A 2,376-nucleotide genomic window follows, 5' to 3' on the forward strand; every position below is an offset into this window, starting at 1 on the left:
CAACCGATGAAAGGATCAACAAATTTGGCGCGAAAGCCATGCTGGCACGCGTCGCTTTATTTGCGGGAGGATATTCTTTAAGGGCAGATGGTACGATGAAAAGGGCTTCTGACTACACCAAATACTACCAACTTGCAAAAACACAGGTTAATGATGTGATGTCTTCGGGACTTTATCAGTTAAATGCGAGCTATAGCCAGGTGTTCAAAAACCAAAGCCAGCAGGTTTTGGAACCAAAAGAAAGTTTGTTTGAAATGTCTATTTATACCCCTACTGCCACCAACACGAACAATTCGAGTTTCGGTACTTTTAACGCACCATTAACAACTGCCGGGATTTATGGAAATACGCTGAACCGAACTTTTGTCCCGGCCTCATTTTATACCAGTTTTGCAGACGGTGATTTACGGCGTGATTTTGCGATTGCAAGGTATGCTGTGGATGCCAACGGAAATAGAATTGCCTTATTAACCGGCAGACAAGATGAGCAATGGACGCCAGGAAAATGGAGCAGGGAGTATCAAAAAAATGGGGCGCTGGAAAAATTATACACCAATATCAATTGTGTATCCATGCGCTACTCTGATGTATTGCTGATGAAGGCAGAAATTGAAAATGAATTGAACAACGGCCCGACAGCAGAAGCATATGATGCCATTAATGCCGTTAGAAGAAGAGCTTATGGTACCAATACGCCGGGAAGTGGTATTAAACTTACCTTAGGGGCAGCTGGTACAGGCTATAAAGACAATACGACTGCTATAACCAATACAACAATCAGTATCACTGGTGGAGGAGGTACAGATGCATATGCGATAGCGACGGTGGCTTCGGGTAAAATAACAGGGATAACCATGCTTAATCAAGGGGGAGGTTATACCTCGGCACCTACCGTAACTTTTAACGGAGCTGGCAATGGTGCTACGGCAACTGTAACGCTTTTGCCTAAAAAGAACAATGTTGATGTTGATCTGCCTTCGGGATTAAGCAAAAATGATTTTTTGTTAAGGATCCAAAATGAGCGGTCCTGGGAGCTTTGTTTTGAAGGCATGCGCCGTGCAGATCTTATCAGATGGAATTTGTTAGGAGATAAAATAGTGGCCACACAAACTGCTGTAAAAGCCATCCGGACTCAATACAACTACGTGGCAGGGACTAATTTTGTGAAAGGTAAACATGAATTATATCCTATTCCGCAAAATGAAATAGATGTAAATAAGAATATAACCAGACAAAATCCAGGGTTTTAAATTCGATCATGGTCCGGTGGATATTCTTTAGATATCACCAACCAAAGTTGGGCTTACCTACTAAATATTAGATAATATGATGAGTTTTAGGAAAATGATTCTTTGGGTCTTTTGCCTGTTTCAATTGAACTTTTCTTTTGCACAGGAAAAAATATTTGCCAATTATTTCGATATAGCCGTAAACAGTCCGGAAAATACGGAAGTAACGGGGCGTATCCATTTAGAGCGGAACAAAGATGTGCTGACTAAGCCCATCCCAAAAAGCTATCGATTTGCCATCGCAGATCAAAAAGGGGATGTATTTGCGGTGAGCACAAAATTTGATCCCGCAGGAAGGATTATGGGCATTTTAACTACCAAACAAAAGCTGGATGAAAAAATGCTGGGTAACCAACAATTAACTGTGGTTTTAAAAGACGGGGCTAAACTCCTTAATTCTTTCCAGGTTACGGTAAGAGTGGTTGAACAGACACTTTGGAGAACCCTGTTTAATCGCTATAAAGATGAAACGCTTACTGCAGCAAACGGAAGGATGTTTGGGCGTAAAAAACCAAAAGATGCCGAGGTGGAAAAAACCATTGTAAATTTAGAAGCAACTAAGGGTGAATTTACCCAATATGGTTTTTACCATAAAAATCCTAACGAATATAAACCTGTTGGCAAAAGCATAGAATATGATTGGGAATCGGTTTCCAATCAAATAGGAGGTTTGGGCTATGCATATGCGACTTCAAAAAAGTACGGTCCAGCAGGAAATCCTGCTGAAAGGGAAAGATTAAAAAGAACGATTTATAGTGCCATCATTGCTTATACCGAAGCTGTACCTGTGGAAGGAAAAGATGTCATTATAGATGGAAAACCAATAGGCAATTGCACGGGTGATGGCTTTGCAAATTTGAGGCTGCACAACCTTATCGAAGAACAGGTCGTAACGCACCAATGGGTAATTTCTGATGCGCTGATCGCCCCGGTTGTACATTTGATACCCGAAATGATTGTCGAAATGAAGAATGGCGATAAGCAAGCTGAGCGTGTATATTACGACTTGGTACGCTTTTACCAAACTGCTATGGCAGAGGTTGCGAATAGGAGAGCGGTGAACGATCCGGCAGAACGCTGGGGGAAA

At 41.7% G+C, this 2,376-nt stretch carries 1 protein-coding gene and 1 pseudogene; both read left to right on the forward strand.

The window, feature by feature from the left end; translation table 11 throughout:
• Positions 1-1,250 (forward strand): RagB/SusD family nutrient uptake outer membrane protein (locus VNZ46_RS14580; protein ID WP_325560813.1); only part of this gene is annotated, 1,250 nt, incomplete at its 5' end.
• A 76-nt stretch (positions 1,251-1,326) separates the two neighbouring features.
• Positions 1,327-2,376: pseudogene (locus VNZ46_RS14585) on the forward strand (silent information regulator protein Sir2); the annotation flags it as partial.

Origin of the sequence: Pedobacter sp. (assembly GCF_035566355.1) — a bacterium.
In the GTDB taxonomy this organism is placed as follows: domain Bacteria; phylum Bacteroidota; class Bacteroidia; order Sphingobacteriales; family Sphingobacteriaceae; genus Pedobacter.